General features: G+C 43.1%; 19 protein-coding genes. All 19 read right to left on the reverse strand.

Annotated elements, in window-relative coordinates:
- Window positions 1–23: 23 nt before the first annotated feature.
- The gene (nhaC, locus tag DXX94_RS02770; protein ID WP_116013707.1) at window positions 24–1,508 is read right to left on the reverse strand and encodes a Na+/H+ antiporter NhaC; all 1,485 of its coding nucleotides are present in this window, start codon (window positions 1,506–1,508) and stop codon (window positions 24–26) included.
- A 275-nt stretch (window positions 1,509–1,783) separates the two neighbouring features.
- The gene (prc, locus tag DXX94_RS02775) at window positions 1,784–3,823 is read right to left on the reverse strand and encodes a carboxy terminal-processing peptidase (RefSeq protein ID WP_116013708.1); all 2,040 of its coding nucleotides are present in this window, start codon (window positions 3,821–3,823) and stop codon (window positions 1,784–1,786) included.
- Between the two features lie 15 nt (window positions 3,824–3,838).
- Window positions 3,839–4,483, reverse strand: a complete 645-nt coding sequence (gene proQ / locus DXX94_RS02780; protein WP_116013710.1) for an RNA chaperone ProQ — start codon at window positions 4,481–4,483, stop codon at window positions 3,839–3,841.
- A gap of 20 nt (window positions 4,484–4,503) precedes the next feature.
- Window positions 4,504–4,785 (reverse strand): hypothetical protein, encoded by a 282-nt coding sequence (locus DXX94_RS02785; RefSeq protein ID WP_116000453.1) that lies wholly within the window; start codon window positions 4,783–4,785, stop codon window positions 4,504–4,506.
- Window positions 4,785–5,246, reverse strand: a complete 462-nt coding sequence (locus DXX94_RS02790; protein WP_116000454.1) for a GAF domain-containing protein — start codon at window positions 5,244–5,246, stop codon at window positions 4,785–4,787. Before DXX94_RS02790 ends, DXX94_RS02785 begins: the two co-directional genes overlap by 1 nt.
- Window positions 5,247–5,329: 83 nt before the next feature.
- The gene (locus tag DXX94_RS02795) at window positions 5,330–6,115 is read right to left on the reverse strand and encodes an SIMPL domain-containing protein (protein ID WP_116013712.1); all 786 of its coding nucleotides are present in this window, start codon (window positions 6,113–6,115) and stop codon (window positions 5,330–5,332) included.
- A gap of 57 nt (window positions 6,116–6,172) precedes the next feature.
- Window positions 6,173–6,811, reverse strand: a complete 639-nt coding sequence (locus DXX94_RS02800) for a DUF2057 domain-containing protein (protein WP_116013713.1) — start codon at window positions 6,809–6,811, stop codon at window positions 6,173–6,175.
- A gap of 124 nt (window positions 6,812–6,935) precedes the next feature.
- Window positions 6,936–8,114 (reverse strand): 2-methylaconitate cis-trans isomerase PrpF, encoded by a 1,179-nt coding sequence (gene prpF, locus DXX94_RS02805; RefSeq protein ID WP_116013715.1) that lies wholly within the window; start codon window positions 8,112–8,114, stop codon window positions 6,936–6,938.
- Window positions 8,107–10,785, reverse strand: coding sequence for a Fe/S-dependent 2-methylisocitrate dehydratase AcnD (gene acnD, locus DXX94_RS02810; protein WP_116013717.1), 2,679 nt, complete (start codon window positions 10,783–10,785; stop codon window positions 8,107–8,109). The genes prpF and acnD overlap by 8 nt, the downstream gene beginning before the upstream one ends.
- Before the next feature lie 228 nt (window positions 10,786–11,013).
- Window positions 11,014–12,141, reverse strand: a complete 1,128-nt coding sequence (gene prpC, locus DXX94_RS02815; RefSeq protein WP_116013718.1) for a bifunctional 2-methylcitrate synthase/citrate synthase — start codon at window positions 12,139–12,141, stop codon at window positions 11,014–11,016.
- 98 nt (window positions 12,142–12,239) lie between these two features.
- A complete protein-coding gene (prpB, locus tag DXX94_RS02820) occupies window positions 12,240–13,130 on the reverse strand; it encodes a methylisocitrate lyase (protein WP_116013720.1) in 891 nt (296 codons plus the stop codon).
- A 78-nt stretch (window positions 13,131–13,208) separates the two neighbouring features.
- Window positions 13,209–13,901: a GntR family transcriptional regulator gene (locus DXX94_RS02825; protein ID WP_258872085.1), complete on the reverse strand. Its 693-nt coding sequence runs from the start codon at window positions 13,899–13,901 to the stop codon at window positions 13,209–13,211.
- A gap of 147 nt (window positions 13,902–14,048) precedes the next feature.
- A complete protein-coding gene (locus DXX94_RS02830) occupies window positions 14,049–15,278 on the reverse strand; it encodes a nucleoside recognition domain-containing protein (RefSeq protein WP_116013723.1) in 1,230 nt (409 codons plus the stop codon).
- Between the two features lie 620 nt (window positions 15,279–15,898).
- Window positions 15,899–16,666, reverse strand: coding sequence for a TatD family hydrolase (locus DXX94_RS02835; protein WP_116013724.1), 768 nt, complete (start codon window positions 16,664–16,666; stop codon window positions 15,899–15,901).
- A 19-nt stretch (window positions 16,667–16,685) separates the two neighbouring features.
- The gene (locus DXX94_RS02840; protein WP_116000464.1) at window positions 16,686–17,012 is read right to left on the reverse strand and encodes a PilZ domain-containing protein; all 327 of its coding nucleotides are present in this window, start codon (window positions 17,010–17,012) and stop codon (window positions 16,686–16,688) included.
- A gap of 10 nt (window positions 17,013–17,022) precedes the next feature.
- Entirely contained in the window at window positions 17,023–17,988 is a 966-nt protein-coding gene (locus DXX94_RS02845; RefSeq protein WP_116013726.1) for a DNA polymerase III subunit delta', read from the reverse strand.
- Window position 17,989: 1 nt separating this feature from the next.
- Window positions 17,990–18,613, reverse strand: a complete 624-nt coding sequence (gene tmk / locus DXX94_RS02850) for a dTMP kinase (RefSeq protein ID WP_116013727.1) — start codon at window positions 18,611–18,613, stop codon at window positions 17,990–17,992.
- Entirely contained in the window at window positions 18,613–19,620 is a 1,008-nt protein-coding gene (mltG, locus tag DXX94_RS02855) for an endolytic transglycosylase MltG (protein ID WP_116013729.1), read from the reverse strand. The genes tmk and mltG overlap by 1 nt, the downstream gene beginning before the upstream one ends.
- Window positions 19,617–20,474 (reverse strand): aminodeoxychorismate lyase, encoded by an 858-nt coding sequence (gene pabC, locus DXX94_RS02860; protein WP_116013731.1) that lies wholly within the window; start codon window positions 20,472–20,474, stop codon window positions 19,617–19,619. The genes mltG and pabC overlap by 4 nt, the downstream gene beginning before the upstream one ends.
- Between the last annotated feature and the right edge of the window lie 78 nt (window positions 20,475–20,552).

Consider the following 20,552-nt stretch of genomic DNA (forward strand, 5'->3'; position numbering starts at 1 on the left):
TATTCATGCTAGCACCTTTTACGCTAGGCAGGCTGCTCAGACATTTTATTCATTTTAAAGCCAGCGTAGCCATAAATAATCGCTAGTATTGGGTTAATAATATTAAAGAAGCAGTAAAAAATATACTCATAAGAACCTAATGCCAATGCCCCCATCATAAATGCACCACAAGTATTCCATGGGATCAGTGGCGAAGTAATAGTGCCTGAATCTTCTAGTGTTCTACTTAACGTCGTTGGATGGAAGCCTCTGCGTTCATATTCTTCTTTGTACATGCGACCAGGCATGACTATTGCCATATACTGATCGGCGGTAATTAGGTTAGTACCAATACAGGTCGCCACTGTGCTGGCAATCAAACTACCGGTTGATTTAGCCGCGGCTAAAATGGCATCAACAAAACGACGTAACATCCCCAAATGTTCTAACACTGCGCCAAAGCTCAACGCCGTCATCACTAGCCAGATGGTGTTAAGCATGCTTGACATACCTCCACGGCTTAACAGCTCATCAATGTTGGCATTACCAGTATCGACGGTTACACCATCAAAAAATGCTGTCCAAACCACCATAATGGTTGCCTTGACACCTTCAACGCCCTCGGCGGCCATTGTCGCAATTAACTCTTGTTGAAAAATCACTGCCCATACAGCACCAATTAAGGCACCTACCGATACGGCAGGAAACGCTGGCATTTTTTTGTAGGCTAATGTTAATAACACAGCTAACGGGATAAGGTTTAACGCTGAAATATTGTAAGTCGCTTCAAGCGTAGTAGTTAGCGTAGTTATGCTGTCAGTATTGCCTGTACCCTGCCCTGAATGATCAAAGCCAATAATTAAAAATAGAATTAACGCTATGGTAATTGAAGGTACCGTTGTCCACAGCATATTGCGAATATGGGCAAATAGCTCAGTACCGGCAACAGCTGGTGCTAAGTTTGTTGTTTCAGATAATGGCGATAACTTATCACCAAAATAGGCACCAGAAATTACCGCACCAGCAGTGACGGCGGTCGACATTTCAAAACCAGTTGCTATGCCAATAAAGGCAACACCAACAGTGGCGGCAGTAGTCCATGAACTACCAATACTCATGGCGACAATACCACACACCACACAGGCTGCAGCATAGAACCAACTGGGGTCAATAATTTGCAGACCAAAATAAACCAGCGTTGGTACGGTCCCCGATAATAACCAAGTACCAATAAGCGAGCCAACGGCTAACAAAATCAAAACCGCACTGAGCGACAATGAAATACCATTAACAATCGCCTTTTCAATAGAGTGCCAATCAAAACCAGAGTGCCAATCAAAACCATTTTTCAAGCCAATGATGATCGCAATACCCATTGCGATTAATAAGGCTATTTGGTTGGGACCATAAGACGAGTTATCACCAAAATAAACTACTGCGGTAGAAAGCATGGCAATCAGTGCAATTATCGGAATAAATGCATCCAGCATGCTCGGGATTCTAGGCTGCGAATCAAGAGGTTGTGACATTATTTATATAAACCCTGAAATAATTATTATATTCGCCGGGGCGGCGAGATGTATTAATCTGCCTAGACAAGTCGGTGACTGCAAGACATTTATTAAAGCAATTATACTAAAATTTGTCGGCGCAAAGAAATGTTTGCCAATAACTATTCGCTTTTGCTGTATAAAAATATAAACATTAGCGCTGAGTGCAAAGGCGTTTCTTAGGAATCAACAAAGAAAAACGCCATCTAGCTAACCGCTAAATGGCGTTTTATTCGTAAGACTGCGTTTTGATGTTACTGAGTAACTTTATTTTTTGCCACTTTTCCCAATGCAACTAAATCGTAGGTGATTTTCGCTGCTTCATCTAAGAAAGGATCGATGTCATCAAGCTCATCAGGCAAATCGTCTAGGCTTTCTACGGTTTTTAGCCCTAGCATAGCCAAACGTTCATTTGCTCTTACTAGCTGTTTAGCTTTACGCGCTTCACGTTTTTCTTTACGTGCAACTAGATTAAGCGAAATCGACTTATCGTCTTTCTCTTGCTTATATTCTTCAATATCACTTAGCAAATAGTTAAATTCAGCATTCGCTTTGATACGCTCTTGATGCAATGAGTCAAGATATGAAACATCCGTGGTAATATCATCAAGTGTTCGATATTTTGCTTTGGCGATCTGGTCCCAAGGCAGCGCATTCTCTTCTTTACTCTCGCCCCACTCCGCCGGATCGATTGCCGATGGAAATAAGATGTCAGGCGTTACACCACGGTGTTGCGTTGAACCACCGTTAATGCGATAAAACTTAGCGATCGTGAATTGGATACTACCAAACGGCTTATCAAACAAATCATATACTCGACCTAGCCCACGGTGCTGTTGCACAGTGCCCTTACCAAAGGTTTGTTCACCAACGATAACACCACGGCCATAGTCTTGAATTGCCGCAGAGAATATTTCGCTAGCTGATGCACTGTAGCGATCAACCATCACTGTTAACGGCCCATCATAATAACTAAAGCCGTCGCGATCACTGTTCACTTGCACACGGTTCGCACCATCTCGCACTTGAACAACTGGTCCCTTGTCGATAAACAAGCCAGTTAATAGCGTTGCTTCCGTTAACGAACCACCGCCATTGCCGCGTAAATCAACAATAACGCCCTCGACCTTCTCAGACTTAAGCTTTTCAAGCTCTTTTTTCACATCACGTGATAAATTGTTATAAAAGCTAGGAATAGTGATAACGCCAAGCTTCTTACCGCTTTGTTCTAAGTCATGCTCGTAATAAACTTCAGACTTAGCAGCTCTGTCTTCTAACTTAATTTTATCGCGAACAATTGAGACAACTTTAATATTCGATGAATCATCTGAATCGCCAGGCAGCACTTGTAAACGCACATTACTACCTTTTGGCCCTTTGATTAAGTCGACAACATCATCTAAGCGCCAGCCAATCACATCAACAAAATCGTCTTGGTCTTGTGCAACACCAACAATGCGATCTTTAGGCTTTAGCTCATTTGATTTATCGGCTGGGCCGCCATTCACAATGCTTTGAATAACTGTGTAGTCTTCTTCTGCACGCAACACAGCACCAATACCTTCAAGTGAAAGGTTCATTTCCATTTGGAAACGTTCAGCATTGCGCGGTGATAAATAAGAAGTGTGAGGCTCAACAACACGAGCAAAGCTATTCATCACAATTTGGAAAACATCTTCGCTTTCACTTTGCTTTAAGCGACGAATAGCATAGCGGTATCGTTTACCAAGAATTTCTTGGACTTTTTCCCACTCTTTGCCAGCAAGCGTTAGGTTCAAAGCATCATACTTTACTTTTTGACGCCAAAGTTCATTCAGCTCTTCAATGCTCTGCGGCGCTGCGGCATCTTCGCGATCATAGGCATAAACTTCATCAACCGTGAAGTCGAATGGCTTTTCTAGCAATGTCAGAGCGTACTCATAACGCTCTAAACGACGTTGCAGATTGAGGTTATAAATTTCATAAGCAATATCAAGCTTGCCACGAGCAATCACTTGATCAAAATCATCGCGGTAATTGGCAAATTTTTCGATATCAGACGCTAGAAAAACATTCTTAGCGTAATCAAGTTGCTTGATGTAGCGGTCGAAAATCTGCTCAGAGAGCAGATCGTCAACTTTTATTTGCTTGTAATGGGCACGGGTAAATTGTGCCGTAATGCGCTTACTGGCGGTAGCGTGTTGGCTTTCAGGTTTTAACGTTGGAAGAGCGTCAGGTTCTTGAGCCTTCTCTGCCATTACATTGGCAGAAAATGCTAGCGATATGGCAAGTGCTATACGACAAAATTTTTGCATGCCAGTTACCTCATATTATTCGGAGAAAATATTTTGAATGTGAGTTTTAATCACCATTCCTGAGTCAAGTTGAACACTAATATCATCACCTGCTACTTCTGTAATGGTCGCGTTCATTGGTGCTTGACCAATTCGCACCTTAACTTGTTGGTTGACCTTTATTGTAGTTGATTCTACAGGCTTTAGCTCAACCGCTGGTTTTGGTGCACGCTTAGTAGGTGATTTAACAGCTTTAAACTTCTGGCTACGTTTGTTGTCGCCAGCAGCTTGTGCATTGTTGTTCTTCTTACCCTTATAAGGCTTTTTGTCCTTGTTGTCTTGCTGTTTTTTGTTAGCAAATTTATCTTGGCTTTCTTTTAGTGTCTTCGCAGCGTACTCTGCTTGCGCTTCATCAATTGCTTCAGCATTGTTACCAGCTAAGTCAACGCGGTGACTGCCAACTTTAATTGACTTCAGGTAACGCCAGCTACTAGTGTAGTGACGAAGTGCTTGACGCAAACGTGTTTTACTAACCGTTTCATCTTCACTTAATTGCTCAGCTAAATCTTGGAAAATGCCAATTTTTAAAGGCTTAGCAGCACCTTCTATGCTAAAGCACGCAGGAAATTTTTCTGCTAAATAGGCAATAATTTCTTTGCTGCTAGTTCTTTTAGTTTCCATAATACAACTTATATACTCAATTACTGTTGAATGTACTGGTCTCGATTTGTCATAACATGTCGACACCAATCATAAATATCTTCCATATCTAATTCTGGAAGTGCTTCTTGCGGAATCCAGGTGTCCCACACTAACGCGAGAATAGCGATAAGCTCTTCAGGAGCGATATCATCTTCTGCCATATCATATAGTGCGTGATAGATTTCATTAATGCGTTCAGCAACTAGCTCTTCTTCACCGTCCCAGTCGCCTACCACAGCTTCTGAAACTAAGTAATCGTGAATAACGACAAACTCTTTCATTAGCTAGCAGCTTGTTGCTCAAGTAAACGCACTATGGCTTCTAAGCCATCTTGGTCTGCTTGTTCAAAGCGGTCGTATTCGATGCTGTCTATATCGAGTACCGCAACCACTTCGTCATTTAATTTTACTGGAATAACAATTTCAGAATTGCTCGCAGCATCACAAGCAATATGGCCTTCAAAAGCATGTACATCAGCGATACGCTGCGTTTGTGCTGTTGCTGCTGCTGTACCACAAACACCCTTACCTAGAGGGATACGAATACAAGCAACTTTACCTTGAAACGGCCCTAACACTAGGCCATCACCTTCACGACGGTAAAAGCCTGCCCAGTTAACATATTCTAATGACTCAAATAAAAGTGCGCTGATGTTTGCCATGTTGGCAATTAGGTCATGCTCACCCTCAATAATAGCAGCCACTTGCTTGTATAACTGCTGATAAAATGCGGTCTTATCCATTAAATCTAACAACACCGTTAAAAAGCGCTAAAGATACCTTGATAACGCCTTAAATTAAAGTTTTAATCGCTTACCGTTAGCATTTAATTGCTTTTTAACATAAATGTAACGGTTACCTCTGCGCTAATTTCACTTGTACCTGAATAACTTTTCATCTGTCGAGCGCCATCAAACGCTTCAGCAGCCATCATCACTTGCCCTGGCGCTCGATAAGCATGCTCGTTCAACATTTGTACTGGCCCTAATTCAACACCTAAATTTTCAGCCAAACGTAGCGCCTTAGTTTTCGCATTGGCAACCGCTTGAGTTAATGCTTGTTGGTATAGTGTTTCTGCTTTAGCGAGGCTTGATTGCACAGGAGAAATACGTGTTACGCCAATTTTTAACGCCTTATCCAACAAGCGCTCGTAATCATCAACATCAGTTAATATCACTTCCACTTGACGACGAAGATCAAAGACAACCTCTGCGCGACGATTAGGTTTCGCCTTACTTTTAGATTCTGTATTGCTATTTAAAGCAACCACACCATCACCTTGATTAAAGTCTTGCTCAACATACACTCGATGAAGGTTAGTATTGGGTTTGGGGTAAATCGGCACCACTTGAACGCTAGTCGTTTTGATATCATCATCTTTGATGCGCATTGCTTTGGCCGCGCGTGTTAGCAAATTTGTTTGTTGATCTATTTTTGCCTTAGCTTTAGCAATGATTGCCGTGCGCTGTTCAAGCGTAAAGACCACTTTAAATTGATCGGGTGCCTTAGCAATAGATGCTTTGCCAACAACAGTAATACCTTTAGCTTGTTCTGCAAATAAATGAGTGCTGTTAATCGCAAGTAAACTGAAAAGAAATAACCTGAACTTCATCTAGCCTCCTTGTTAATGATATGAGTGATATTAGTGGCGCTAGCTAAACATTTTCGACTACAACTTGTGTTGTTGTTTAAAGGCGGCTTTTTCTTGTTCACTTGCTTGCTGCCACCAGTAATTGAGCATGTCTAATGCACGAGAATGAGCTGTTCTATCGCTACCTTCTTGATTAGGAAGTGCTGGCAGCATTGCAGGTTTAGCTGACGCTCCCTCGTTGCTAGAACTAGTGTCTAATACCGATTGATATTGACGCTGTTCAAAATCGGCCAACGCAAAGGTTTGGTATTCGACCTTTTCACCGCTTGAAGTCGTTAATGTTAAAGATGGCGATTTCGCATATTCACGCGCTTGTTTTTCTTCTTGGTTTCTAGGAGATGAAACTTTAATGGTTTCTTCTGCTTTATTTACAACCAAAACAAATTGATCAGATTTAACCTTTACATGATCGTCGTTATCAGCATCCTCAAAAAGCTCGCTGTAACGATATAGAATCACGTGGCGGCCAACAGGCAAGGTAATCTTGCTTTCAGATTCAAACAAGCCACGGCTAAATGAATCGCCATTAACTTTTAAAACTTCGTAAACGTCAGGAAAAATAAGTTCTTTGGCAGATAAACTCTGAGCATTGAAAAGAATAAAAAAACTTGTAGCAAGGCTAATAAACTTTAAAGGGGAGATTAAGGATGATTTCATATCGATTGAATTTTATGGTTTTTGGCTTATGGGCCAAAGAATCTTGATGCCCTTATTTTAGGCAATCATAACCCAAAGAAAAAGCACCAACTGGTGCTTTTTCATGTTTATTGTCCTAATCGTACTAAAAGCTACCCGCAGGAACAGCTACTCGCCCTTCCATTAACAGTCGAGCACTTCGACTCATCACAGCTTTATCAATCCGCCACTGACCGTCAATATCGCTCGCTTTCGCGCCTACTTTTAACGTACCTGAAGGGTGACCAAATACGATGCTTTCTCGCTCACCACCTCCTGCTGCGCTGTTCACAACTGTACCAGAGATAGCAGCCGCACTGGCAATGGCCACCGCAGCCGTGCCCATCATGGCATGATGTAACTTGCCCATTGATAACGCTCTAACGTTGATATCTATATCATCCGCCGATATTAGCTTACCGCTTGATGCCTGATAACTTTGAGCAGGCGCAACAAACGCAACTTTGGGGGTATGTTGGCGCGTTTTTGCTTCATCTGGATGACTAATCAACCCCATTTTCAGTGCGCCAGTTGTTCGAATTTTCTCAAAATAGGCCAGCTTTTCAGCCGAGTTGTTAATATCGTCTTGCAGTTCAGTCCCCAGATATTCAATTTCTTCCGCATCTAAGAAAATGGTCGGAATACCTGCATTAATTAATGTCGCATTAAAAGTGCCAATTCCTGGCACCTCAAGCTGATCGACAAGATTACCCGTTGGGAACATGGCTTCGCTGGGATCAACTGGCTCAATGAATTCAACCGGTACCTCTGCTGCAGGAAAAGTCACGCCATCTAATTCAAAGTTGCCTGTTTCTTGCACTTCTCCGTTAGTGATAGGGACTTGCGCAATAATTGTTTTGCCAATATTTTGCTGCCAAATACGTACAGTGCAAACGCCGTTTTCAGGTATTTTTGACGGTTCAACCAAGCCCGACATAATAGCAAAGGCCCCAACAGCAGCAGTTAAATTGCCACAGTTGCCAGACCAATCAACAAAAGGCCTATCAATTGCCACTTGACCAAACAAATAATCCACATCGTGATCTGCTTGAGTAGATTTAGCAACAATCACTGTTTTTGATGTGCTGGAGGTTGCCCCGCCCATGCCATCGGTTTGTTTACCATAAGGATCCGGTGAGCCAATGACGCGCAGCAACAAATTATCACGCGCCTCACCTGGCACTTGGCAGCGCTCAGGTAAGTCAGTTAAGCTGAAAAACACGCCTTTAGAGGTTCCGCCGCGCATATAGGTGGCGGGAATTTTTACTTGTGGTGCGCTAGTCATTGCTTGCTGCCTCTAAAAAATCCTGAGCAAATTTTTGTAATACCCCGCCTGCTGCGTGCACAATCACTTCTTCAGCAGTATCTAAGCGGCACTTCACTGGAATATTAATTTGCTCGCCAGCATTAGCACCTTGTTGACGGGTCATCACCACTGTCATGGCACCGCCCGGTGAGGTTTGTCCTTTTACATCAAAGGTTTCACTACCGTCAATTTGGTAGGTGTTACGGGTATCACCGTTAACAAACTCTAGCGGTAAAACTCCCATACCTATCAAGTTAGTTCGGTGAATACGTTCAAACCCTTCTGCAACAATCACTTCAACACCTGCTAAGCGAACACCTTTTGCTGCCCAGTCGCGTGAAGATCCTTGTCCATAGTCAGCACCAGCAATAATACACAGTGGCTGCTTACGCGCCATATATGTTTCAATCGCTTCCCACATGCGAGCTTGTATACCTTCGGGTTCAACACGCGCAAGTGATCCTTGGATTACCTGCCCTTGTTCATCACGGCACATTTCGTTAAAGAGTTTAGGGTTAGCAAAAGTTGCCCGCTGCGCGGTTAAATGATCGCCGCGATGAGTCGCGTAAGAGTTAAAATCTTCTTCCGGCAGCCCCATTTTCGCGAGGTACTCACCGGCAGCTGAGCTAGCAAGAATGGCGTTCGACGGCGATAAATGATCGGTGGTGATATTGTCCCCTAAAACCGCTAGTGGTCGCATGCCTTTCATGGTGCGCTCACCTGCTAACGCTCCTTCTCCTTCGGTTGCCCAATAAGGTGGACGGCGAATATAAGTTGACATTTCGCGCCACTGATAAAGCGGGTCGATATACGGGTTTTGCTCGTCACCAAAATCGACTTTTAAGTCGATTGCCTTACTAAACCCTTTATCTTTGTTGAACATGGGCTCGTAAATCTTTTTAAACTGCTCAGGTTTTACCGCAGCGTTGACGATGGCGTCAATTTCTTCATCACTTGGCCAAATATCTTTTAACGTAATTGGCTCACCATTCTTATCGATGCCAAGTACATCTTGCTCGATATCAAAACGCACTGTGCCAGCAATCGCATAGGCGACTACAAGTGGTGGAGACGCTAAAAACGCTTGTTTCGCGTAAGGGTGAATGCGGCCATCAAAGTTGCGATTACCTGAAAGTACGGCAGTGGCATACAAATCGCGGTCAATCACTTCTTGTTGAATTTGTGGGTCTAATGCCCCAGACATACCATTACAAGTAGTACAAGCATACGCGACTATGCCAAAGCCTAATTGCTCAAGTTCGGTTAGCAAGCCAGCTTCTTCTAAGTACAGCTTGGCCACTTTTGAGCCGGGGGCAAATGAGGTTTTAACCCAAGGCTTACGTACCAAGCCCAATTCATTAGCGCGCTTAGCCACTAGTCCTGCAGCCACTACATTTCTTGGGTTTGAGGTATTTGTACAAGAGGTAATTGCCGCAATAATACAAGCTCCATCAGGCATATTACCTTGCCAGTTATCCAGCTCTGGTGAGTGCCACTGACCTGCCACGCCTCGCGCTTGTAAGTCAGATGTCGGCAAACGGCGATGCGGGTTAGACGGGCCCGCCATGTTGCGCGTCACACTTGATAAATCAAAGGTTAAGACACGTTCGTATTGAGCACTTGCTAAGTCGTCTGCCCACAAACCTGTAGTTTTTGCATAATTTTCAACTAAAGCGACTTGCTCTGGCTCACGACCAGTAATGGTCAAGTAATCTAAAGTTTGCTGATCGATATAAAACATCCCAGCAGACGCGCCATATTCAGGTGTCATATTCGAGATGGTTGCGCGATCACCTATGGTTAAGCTTGCAGCACCTTCACCGAAAAATTCTAAGTAGCTCGACACCACTTTTTCACTGCGAAGAAACTCAGTAATTGCCAGTACAATATCGGTTGCGGTAATGCCCGGTTGGCGTTTACCGACCAATTTAACACCAACAATATCAGGCAAACGCATCATGGATGGCCGACCTAACATCACAGTTTCTGCTTCAAGGCCGCCAACACCAATAGCAATAACCCCTAGTGCATCAACATGCGGGGTGTGCGAGTCAGTGCCGACACAGGTATCAGGAAAGGCAACACCATCTCGCGCTTGAATGACTGGCGACATTTTCTCTAAGTTAATTTGATGCATAATGCCGTTACCCGCAGGTATAACATCAACATTTTCAAAAGCAGTTTTGGTCCATTCAATAAAATGGAATCTGTCTTCATTGCGTCTGTCTTCAATCGCCCGGTTTTTCTCAAATGCATCAACTTCAAAGCCGCCGTGTTCAACTGCTAGCGAGTGATCAACAATCAACTGAGTGGGTACCACTGGATTGACTTTGGCGGGATCACCACCCTGCTCGGAGATAGCATCGCGCAGGCCCGCTAAATCCACTAATGCCGTTTGCCCCAAAATGTCATGGCAAACAACGCGAGCAGGATACCAAGGGAAGTCTAAATCACGTTTATTGCCAATGATTTGCTGCAATGCCGCCGTCAAGTTTTCAGGTTCGCAGCGACGTACTAATTGCTCAGCTAATACGCGTGACGTGTAAGGTAATTTTTGATAACTACCCCGCTCAATATCTTCTATTGCTTGGCGGGTATCGAAATAATCTAGCTGAGTGCCAGTTAATGGTTTGCGGTAATTTGTATTCATGATCTGATAACTTGTGCTCTGATAACTTATGCTCTAACAACTTAAGCGCTAATAAGTGGAAAGCAATTAGAAAATATAAAGGCTACTTAACGGTAAACATTTGATTTGACGCTTTAATCAATAACGTCGCCGTTACATTGAATTTTACTGGCAGAATACTCATATAGTTAACTATGCGAGTATCCCAAGCCATATTGCTGGTTAACAAACGACGTCAACTAGCCTCTGCTACCGGTTTTCAATCGCAACATAATCGCGGGCGTCTTCACCGATATAATCGGCAGATGGTCGAATAATTCGATTGTTAGCCCGTTGCTCCATGGCATGCGCAGTCCAGCCAGCCACCCTTGAGCAAACAAAAATTGGCGTAAACAGCTTAGTCGGAATGCCCATAAAGTTATACGCAGAGGCATGGAAGAAATCGGCATTACAGAAGAGTTTTTTCTCGCGCCACATCACCGCTTCACAACGCTCAGAAACATCATATAAACGCGTATCACCAACTTGCTCTGCTAGCTTGTTTGACCATTCTTTGATAATCGCATTACGCGGATCTGACTCGCGATAAACCGCATGGCCAAAGCCCATTATCTTTTCTTTACGCTCAAGCATCCCCATAATATTGGCTTCGGCTTCATCAGCACTTTGCCAATTTTCGATCATATCCATGGCCGCTTCATTGGCGCCGCCATGCAATGGACCGCGCAATGAACCAATGGCGCCAGTAACAACCGAATGAATATCTGATAAGGTTGAAGCACAAACTCGGCCAGTAAAGGTTGATGCGTTAAATTCGTGCTCTGCATATAACACCAACGAGGCATGCATCACATCCACATGCAATGGCTCTGGTTTTTTATTGTGTAGCGTCCAAAGAAATTGCTCAGCGATTGAGTCTGCTTCGGTTTCAACCTCGACACGAATACCGTGATGGCTGAAGTTGTACCAATAGTTAATCAAGCCCGGAAACACCGCCAACATGCGATCCATATGGTCGAGTTGATCAGAAAAATCGCTCTGCTCAGTTTCTAAGTTACCTAACATCGAGCAACCTGTACGCATTACATCCATTGGATGGGCATCTTTCGGAATATTTTCCAACACAACTTTTAATGGTGCGGGTAAACCTCGCATTCCTTTTAAGCGTGCTTTATAAGCCGTGAGCTCAGTTTGATTAGGTAATTTGCCGTAAAGTAGCAAATGGGCCACTTCCTCAAATTGTGCATTTGCGGCTAAGTCTTTAATGTCATAACCACGATAGGTTAAACCTGAGCCTGTTTTACCAACTGTACATAAGGCAGTTTCACCCGCACTTTGGCCACGTAAGCCAGCGCCACCGAGTTTTTTATCAACCATTATACTTTCCTCCATAAATTCACTTGTTGTTAGCTGCTTAGCCCCGGTATTACACAATTATGTGGCTAGCAGCTTTTTTTATTCTTATTACCGCGTTTTTACTTATTTTTTCCTTCGGCAAATAGCGAGTCTAACTTCTGCTCATACTCGTGATAGCCCAAGTAATCATATAGTTCCATGCGCGTTTGCATATTATCGAGTTGCGCTTTTTGATCGCCATCGGCAAGTATAGTTTTATATACAGATTCAGCCGCTTTATTCATTGCTCGAAATGCAGAAAGCGGGTAAAGCACCATAGCGCAGCCCCAATCACCTAACTGCTCTTTATTCCATAACTCGGTTTTACCAAATTCGGTGATATTCGCTAAAATTGGCACGTCTAACGCCTCTGCAAAGGCGCGATAATGCGCTTCAGTTTGCACGGCTTCAGCAAAAATGCCATCAGCCCCCGCGGCAACGTACGCTTTTGCGCGCTCAAGTGCTTTTTCTAAGCCTTCTTGAGCAAAGGCGTCTGTGCGTGCCATGATAAAAAAGTCATCATCAGTACGGGCATCGACGGCTGCTTTAATGCGATCAACCATTTCTTCGGTGGACACAATTTCCTTATTCGGCCTGTGACCACAGCGCTTTTGTGCCACTTGATCTTCAATATGCACCGCTGCTGCCCCCGCTTTTTCCATATCGCGAATAGTTTTAGCAATGTTAAATGCGCCGCCCCAACCAGTATCAATATCGACCATCAAAGGTAAGCTAGATGCAGATGTAATTCGCTGAACATCGGCGATAACATCGTTAAGTGCGGTCATACCTAGATCTGGCAAGCCGTAAGATGCGTTTGCTACACCACCACCAGATAAATAGATGGCTTGATGCCCTAGTTGCTCCGCCATCATGGCGCAGTAGGCATTAACAGTGCCGACAATTTGTAATGGCTTATTGTTAACAAGTGCTTGTCTAAACTTGGCACCCGCTGATACTGGTTTTGACATTAAACTGTCCCCTTTTACTATTTATTTGAGTCCTGTTGTAGGCTGCCCTGCGGCGATAACATTTCATCGAGACAAGCTTTACATCGCCTCTATTTTCGCTAGCTGAGCAATTTTGTTTTCGATGTTCTTGCGAGAGGCCGCAATATGACGGCGCATTAATAATTCCGCCAGTTCACCATCACGATCAGCAATAGCTTCGATGATGCGCGAATGCTCTTCAAATGCTTTACTGGCACGTGGGCTGTTCATACCAAACTGGCAGCGGTACATGCGTAGTAAATAATACAACTGGCCGCATAAAATATTAATGAGTTGTTGATTATGGCTGCCTAAAATGACTTTGTAGTGAAAATCAAGATCGCCTTCTTCCTGGTAATAAGCGATGCCGTCTTGCAGTGCTTTTGTTTTCGCATGCTCAGCGAGCATTGCCTTCATCGCTGCAATTTCTTCATCCGACATATTTATTGCGGCTTGACGACAAGCCATACCTTCAAGTGCTTCGCGCGCAATGTACAAGTCAAGTAACCCTTCGACCGTGCAATCAACGACTTTTGAGCCAACATTCGCTTTTCGCTCAATTAAATGGCACTTTTCTAATCGATTTAGCGCTTCGCGTAAGGTAGAGCGAGAAATTTGATATTGTTTGGCAAGCTCTGGCTCACTAATTTTTGTACCAGCGCGAATTTCACCGCTAACAATCGCTTGTTGCAGTTGTACAAAGACTTTATCTGAAGTAGTGATTGGTGTGTATTCGGTTGGATTAACTGACACTAGATTGTCGACAATTGATAAACATTGAGTTCAGTATAGTGATTGAAAGTTAAAGATCAACCAAGAAATGAACATATTGTCGACAATAATGGAAAGTAGAGTAAAAAAGGTTAGCGTAAAATCCTGCTTCTAGAGAAGGCTAATAGGCTAGCCAAAGAACCAGTAGCATACGCAGATAGCCGCAAACATGCCGGCAAAGTCAGCGATCAGTCCACAGGTAACGGCATGACGGGTATAGCGAATACCCACAGAGCCGAAATAAACCGCCAATACATAAAAGGTGGTTTCCGTCGAACCTTGCATTATAGAGGCTAAACGCCCTGCAAATGAGTCAGCGCCATAGGTATTCATGGTCTCTATCATCATAGCGCGTGAGCCTGAGCCACTAAGGGGTTTCATTAAAGCCGTTGGCATCGCATCGACAAACGCCGTATCAAAACCTAACAACGCGACAAAATGGCGAAAAGTGTCGACAATCAAGGTTAATGCCCCGCTCGCACGAAGCACGCCTATCGCTACCAACATCGCTAATAAATACGGGATCAGCTTAATACTGGTTTCGAAGCCCTCTTTAGCACCATTTATAAAGGCGTCGTAAACATTAATCTTGCGCCACATTGCTACTGAGATAAACGCTATGATGGTTAGGAAAATTAACGAATTACCTAAAATAGACGACTGCTGAGCCAGAAGTTCGCTACTGAGTTGGGCAAAATAGATAATTAACGCCATTAACACTGCTGCACCAGCGCTAAAGTAGAGCAAGATCACTTTCTGCATTAATTGAATTTTTTGTTTGTAAGCCACTGCCAATAAACCAGCAAAACTAGAGGCAAAGGTTGCCAGCAGAATAGGAATAAACACATCGGTAGGATTTGCCGCCCCTTGCTGTGCGCGATAAACAAACACTGCGATTGGAAAGAGTGTGACTGAGCTAGTGTTAAGTACCAAAAACAAAATTTGGGCATCGGTCGCGGTATCTTTTTTGGGGTTAAGAGTTTGCAAGTCCTGCATCGCTTTTAGCCCGAGAGGCGTAGCCGCATTGTCGAGTCCGAGAAAGTTTGCCGATAAATTCATGGTCATTGAGCCCATCGCCGGATGACCTTTTGGCACTTGTGGCATCAACTTTTGAAACAAAGGTGAGATCATTAATGACAGGCGATTGATCACCCCTGCTTGCTCAGCTATCTTCATCATCCCCAGCCAAAAGCTTAAAATACCAATCAAGCCGATCGCAATTTCTACCGTAACTTTCGACATGTCAAATATGCTATTGATAACGGCTGAAAAGATTTCGCCATTGCCTAGAAAAAACCATTGATGTAGTGATGAAAATAAAGCGAGAAAAAAGAAGCTGATCCAGATTTTGTTTAGCACAAGTTATTCTTATTTATGAAATTGCACGCTGTAATATGATGGCATAATTGCTAACCCTATATCTACTCTTCAGCCTTTACTTATAACAGTAGAAAGTCGTCTTTTGTACTATGATGTAGCTGTAGATAAAATGTTAACAACCAGTTTAAAAGCAAGGGATAAACTGTGTTCTATGCATCATGATATTGTATTTTTATTTAACAAATTCAAAATGATAAAAAATATACAGATTTTTCTCGCAAAGCTATCAGTTTGCACTACAATTTAATTTACACTGTCTATTTTTTAAACATTATTCAAATTCTTAATCTATTAGTATTTAGTACGCGAATATTTTAGTGAATTCAGGAAAATAGTGGTGTTTTAGTAATGCTCGCAAGCTCTGTTATATAGAAGTTAGGTTGAAGTTGTAGTTACCTAACATAATCTACGGCTAGACTTAAAAGGGTTTAGGTCAAAGATTATTGATTGAAGTCTGAACAAGTTAATTAGCGCACGGCTCAACTCCTTTTGAGCCATTCCCCTGGAACCCGAAATTGCTGTTTATTTCGGGTCCTTTTTTATTTACCTATCAACAATCTACGCAATACGCTTATCTACTTGTCTGCAGGCTGAACAGTTTAAAAGTCGAACAATTGATTAAAGTTTTCAGTCGATTGCTTTGCAATGTCTTCCACAGAGCAGCCACGAATGCTTGCTAAATGCTTGGCCACTTCGACCACATAAGCTGGTTGATTTTGTTTGCCACGATGCGGAACTGGCGCTAAATAAGGAGAGTCAGTTTCAATGAGAAATCGGTCCGCTGGTACTTGCTTAGCAACTTCTCTTAGTTCATGTGCATTCTTAAAGGTGACAATCCCTGAGAATGAAATATAAAACCCTAAATCAATCGCTTGCCTAGCCATTTCCCAGTTTTCGGTAAAGCAGTGTAAAATACCACCGACTTCTGAAGCATGCTCGCTACGCAGTAAATCAATGGTGTCTTGGCGTGCATCACGCGTGTGAATTATTAACGGTTTTTTTACGTTACGTGCAACCTGAATGTGCTTAACAAAAGCATCAAGTTGCAACTCTTTCGTTTCTGGTGCGTAGTAGTAATCCAAGCCAGTTTCACCAATCGCAATGACTTTATCCGTTGCAGATAATTGTTCTAGCTGATCGATTGACGTAACGTGCTCTTGATTAAGTGGGTGAACGCCACACGACAGATAGACATTGTCGAAAGCTAGCGTTTTCTCAACCATCGATGGGAATTCTTCAAGTGTTACGCTCACGCATAACATTTTTTTAACGCCGACTGCACTTGCAGAAGAAACGACGTTAGCAATACTTTGGTTAAAATCAGAAAGATCGAGTCGATCTAAATGACAGTGTGAGTCAATATACAAAATACACCTAATTGTTGTGTTACATGGTTAATGTTGGCTCAGAGGAATTTAGATGGCGTGCGATCATTTTTTCAATTTGTGCTCGAACATTTTCTGTATCTTCAACAAAGCTTACACCAATACCAGGCGGTGTGCCGTTTTGTGCCCCCACAGGTGTCAGCCAGCAAATAACGCCTTTGACACGTGATTTTTCTAATGAGTCTGGCAACAGCACATCTAGCTCTATTTCCGTACCTAATTCAAAATACTCTGGTGTTCTAACAAACAGACCGCCGTTTTTCAAAAACGGCATATATGACTGATATAAGTCTCGCTCTGTTAAGAACTCCAAATACAAGCTATCCATTCTTCCCCTCTTATACGGTAACAATTTCTCTTATTGTCATAGCAAGCTGTTGAGTCAGTACATCTTTATTTGCTTGCTGATAGTCACGTGACCGCTTATTTGCTGACAATATTACCTGAAAAATACGCATCAGCGTATCACTATCCATAGATTGTGCCGCATGCCAGTTAATTTTATCGCTTTCGGGTGCCTGCCACCCCTGATTAACTCGCGATAATGTTGAAACAATGCGTTCAAGCCAGATAAGCGCTCTATCACCGGTCAATAGTGTTTGCTCAAATAATGGAAAGTTCGACCTACCGACAAGCAAATCTATGGTGGCCGACGCTAATTCTTCATATGCTTGATTCTCTTGCGCGCTCTGCAATTCTGGCAAGTAAGTTGTATTGGCGTATGGCTGGTGACCGATGTTTTGCTTGAATTGCTCGGTCAATAATGGCCGTAATGATATTAACTGACATCGACTCAAAATAGTCGGCAACAAGCTTTCAGTGTTGTTGGTTGTTAATACCAGAGTATTGCCCAATGAAGGCTCTTCAAGCGTTTTCAATAAGGCGTTAGCCGCCGCAACAGTCAGTTGTTCGACTTGTTTAATTAGCACGGTTTTTTGTGAGGCGATTTGTGGTCGAGTCTCCAAGAATTTGGTAACCGCACGGATTGACTCAATACCTATGGTCTTGTCACCTTCATCTATGGTTAACAGATCGGGAAAACTTTGGCTTGCGATAAGTTTACAATGCTTACAATAACCACAAGGCGCTTGTTTAATGTCAGCAGCACTCTGATCGACATTTTGTCCGTGATTAACGCTAACGCACGCCAAACGAGCTGCTAACCAAAGTGCCAGTGTTGCTTTGCCAGCGCCAGCTTCACCAGTTATCAGTAGCGCGTGTGGCAGGCGTTGCGTGCTTATTTGCTGTACTAACGACTGCTGATGTTTGCTAAGCCAAGGGTATGAAGAGCTCATATTGGTCATATCAAGCGACAAACTGGGCTAGTGCTTGTTTAATGTCTTGATGCACTTTTGACATCTCTTGGCACGCATCAATTGATACTATCGTTTCATCTTCAGCCGCCAGTGACTGGTATTTTTGATGAACACGCTCAAAAAAGTCCATCTGCTCAAGTTCGATTCGATCGAGTGCACCACGCGCTCTCGCTCTAGCTAGGCCAATGCTAGGCGCAATATCTAAATATAAGGTCAAGTCAGGCTTAAAGCCTTTTAGCGTTACATCAGCAATCGTATTCATGACTTCATCCGCAATTTGTCGGCCGCCCCCTTGGTAAGCACGAGATGATAAATCATGACGGTCGCCAATCACCCAGGTACCATTTGCGAGCGCTGGTTGAATAACGTTGGCAAGTAACTGACTGCGGCTTGCGTACATCAGTAAAAGCTCAGTTTCTTGGGTGATCGTTTCTTGGTGATCAGCAGATTTAACGATATCGCGTAATTGCTCGGCAAGCTTAGTACCGCCGGGCTCTCTGGTTTGAATAAAGCTAATATTTTGTTGGCTTAAATAATCGGTAATCACATGAATAGCAGACGATTTCCCTGCTCCTTCCATGCCTTCAACAACAATAAATTTACCTTGTGTCATTAAGACTTTCCTAACTGATATTTTCTAACTGCTCGATTATGCTCAGTTAATGTTTTGGAGAATTGGTGGCTGCCGTCGCCTTTACTGACGAAATATAAGTAGTCACTATGCTCTGGATTCAACGCGGCTTGTATTGCCGATAATCCGGGCATTGCGATAGGCGTTGGTGGCAAGCCATTAATGCGATAGGTATTATACGCGGTTTTTTCTCTTAAGTGGGCACGCGTAATATCGCCTTGATAACGATCCCCTAAGCCATAAATAACAGTAGGATCAGTTTGCAAGCGCATTTTCTTGCGCAAACGATTGACGAATACCGATGCAATGCGTGGCTGTTCGTGTAGCAAGCCAGTTTCTTTTTCGATGATAGACGCCATTATCAGTGCTTGATATGGCGTTTGATAGGGCAAGTCTGGTGCTCTGTTTTGCCATTGTTCATTCAAGGTTTCGTTCATCCGCAGGTACGCACGTTTGAGCAATTCAATATCTTTGGTTCCAACGGTAAATGCATAAGTATCGGGAAAAAACCAACCTTCCGGTTGTGTTAACTCAAGCCCTAAAGCATCAACTATCGCTGATATATCGATGGCCATATCACTTTTTTCAATCATTGGTTCATCGCGCAGTTGCACCAACCATTCACTCAATGTAGTACCTTCAATAAAGGTAATTTGTGCTTGATACTCTTTACCTTGTGCAATTCTATCGATTAATGAATACAAATTATCTTGCGGTGTTACTTGATAGGTACCCGTTTTCAAGGCGACCCGTTTTGGGTTTAAACGCGCGAAGTTTCTTAACCAAAAGCGATTCTCAATCAACTTTTTATCGACTAATGCCTTCGAAAATCGATGCATAGTATCGCCAGGCTTTATCGAGATAAGTTGCGCTTCTTTAATATTAAGTGGTGTGCTCATGGCTTGTTGCATTTGTTGCCAGCCAATCGCAGCAATCACTGAAATAAGTGCACCTAATGCCAACAGGGTGAAAACTAACTTTTTGATCATAGCGTAAACTCTTTTTGCAACTGGTGAACAGGAGCGAGACTGAGTGCAGAGCCCGCAAACTTATTGACAGGAGCAATGCCTAGTACAGAATTACAAACTAACATGCTGTTGACATCACTCATTGCCAATTCCTTTTGTTCGACAATTTCCACTGAGTATTTATCGCTTTTATTTAACTGGTGGATAAGGTATTGCCTCGCCAAACCATCTACGCCCGACATCGAAAGGTTAGGTGTTAACCAAGTGCTTTTTTCACCAGAAGCAGCAAGACTAGCTTGCTGCTTAGTGAGCCAAAAGACATTGCCAGCACTCGCTTCAATTATATGACCTAAACAATTACTGACCAACAAGTCGTCTTCTTCGCGTTTGTCTAGCTCTTGTCTTACCAATACTTGTTCTAACCGGTTGAGATGCTTTATACCGGCCAGCAGCGGATTAACGCCAAGCATAGTTTTCGCTAATCCTAGATTGATCCCCTGTTGATGCCACGTATTGTAATGTATAGGAAATTCATGAATTGAAATGATTACCTTACCTTTAGTGCAGCCAAGTCGAGAATACCCTCTTCCCCCCTCACCTGCTGAAATCAGTACTTTGAGCACTGCCAGCGGGTAATCTTTGGCAAGCTCCGCTAACCGCTGCTCTAAACCTGATAACTCTACATCAATTGCAAGTCGCTGAACGCCGTTTAACAATCGTTCAATATGTGCAGATAGCTTTAATACTTTACCCTCAGCAATTTTTGCAGTGGTAAACAGGCCATCACCGTAGGCCAAGGCGCGATCACTGGTACTAATCTTTTGTTGGTTTGGCTGTTTTGGTTGTTGGAATATTTCGACGTAGCTATGTGACATGTAAAAATGACATGTAATACTTACATGCTAAAAATAAAAAAGCTTGAATACCTAAAGTATTCAAGCTTAATTGATTGA

The sequence above is a fragment of the Thalassotalea euphylliae genome (genome assembly GCF_003390375.1).
Classification (GTDB): Bacteria; Pseudomonadota; Gammaproteobacteria; order Enterobacterales; family Alteromonadaceae; genus Thalassotalea_F; species Thalassotalea_F euphylliae_A.

Bases quoted from the DNA above. Each gene is read 5' to 3' on its own strand.
- nhaC (WP_116013707.1), bottom strand. From the start codon at position 1,508: ATGTCACAACCTCTTGATTCGCAGCCTAGAATCCCGAGCATGCTGGAT.
- prc (WP_116013708.1), bottom strand. From the start codon at position 3,823: ATGCAAAAATTTTGTCGTATAGCACTTGCCATATCGCTAGCATTTTCT.
- proQ (WP_116013710.1), bottom strand. From the start codon at position 4,483: ATGGAAACTAAAAGAACTAGCAGCAAAGAAATTATTGCCTATTTAGCA.
- DXX94_RS02785 (WP_116000453.1), bottom strand. From the start codon at position 4,785: ATGAAAGAGTTTGTCGTTATTCACGATTACTTAGTTTCAGAAGCTGTG.
- DXX94_RS02790 (WP_116000454.1), bottom strand. From the start codon at position 5,246: ATGGATAAGACCGCATTTTATCAGCAGTTATACAAGCAAGTGGCTGCT.
- DXX94_RS02795 (WP_116013712.1), bottom strand. From the start codon at position 6,115: ATGAAGTTCAGGTTATTTCTTTTCAGTTTACTTGCGATTAACAGCACT.
- DXX94_RS02800 (WP_116013713.1), bottom strand. From the start codon at position 6,811: ATGAAATCATCCTTAATCTCCCCTTTAAAGTTTATTAGCCTTGCTACA.
- prpF (WP_116013715.1), bottom strand. From the start codon at position 8,114: ATGACTAGCGCACCACAAGTAAAAATTCCCGCCACCTATATGCGCGGC.
- acnD (WP_116013717.1), bottom strand. From the start codon at position 10,785: ATGAATACAAATTACCGCAAACCATTAACTGGCACTCAGCTAGATTAT.
- prpC (WP_116013718.1), bottom strand. From the start codon at position 12,141: ATGGTTGATAAAAAACTCGGTGGCGCTGGCTTACGTGGCCAAAGTGCG.
- prpB (WP_116013720.1), bottom strand. From the start codon at position 13,130: ATGTCAAAACCAGTATCAGCGGGTGCCAAGTTTAGACAAGCACTTGTT.
- DXX94_RS02840 (WP_116000464.1), bottom strand. From the start codon at position 17,012: ATGGATAGCTTGTATTTGGAGTTCTTAACAGAGCGAGACTTATATCAG.
- DXX94_RS02845 (WP_116013726.1), bottom strand. From the start codon at position 17,988: ATGACCAATATGAGCTCTTCATACCCTTGGCTTAGCAAACATCAGCAG.
- tmk (WP_116013727.1), bottom strand. From the start codon at position 18,613: ATGACACAAGGTAAATTTATTGTTGTTGAAGGCATGGAAGGAGCAGGG.
- mltG (WP_116013729.1), bottom strand. From the start codon at position 19,620: ATGATCAAAAAGTTAGTTTTCACCCTGTTGGCATTAGGTGCACTTATT.
- pabC (WP_116013731.1), bottom strand. From the start codon at position 20,474: ATGTCACATAGCTACGTCGAAATATTCCAACAACCAAAACAGCCAAAC.